The 266-nt window shown below is 31.6% G+C and carries 1 pseudogene; it reads left to right on the top strand.

From position 1 onward, the window contains the following. Positions 1 to 266, top strand: a pseudogene (locus tag AOA61_RS31160) (RlmI/RlmK family 23S rRNA methyltransferase); the annotation flags it as partial.

The raw sequence follows: 266 nt of genomic DNA, 5'->3' as shown, positions 1-266 counted from the left end.
TATAAATGTAACGATCCATCCGAAGTTTGAAAAAAAATATAAATCAGGATATCCACTAATCCATAGAGAAGCTATTACAAATTTAAAAGATTTAAAGCATGTAGGAACTCTTATGAAACTTTTTACAGAAAGGAATGAGTATGTAGGACTCGCTTTTTATGGGAAACAAAATAAAGGATACGGCTGGCTACTGACAAGAGTGGAATCTGAAATAATCGACAAACATTTTTTTCAGAAAAAAATCAGTAAAGCTATAGCCTTAAGGG

This window comes from Pseudomonas sp. 2995-1, from assembly GCF_002742505.1.
Taxonomy (GTDB): domain Bacteria; phylum Pseudomonadota; class Gammaproteobacteria; order Pseudomonadales; family Pseudomonadaceae; genus Aquipseudomonas; species Aquipseudomonas sivasensis.
The sequence above is the reverse complement of the archived record's forward strand: the minus strand, read 5'-3'. Positions and strand labels throughout refer to the sequence as shown.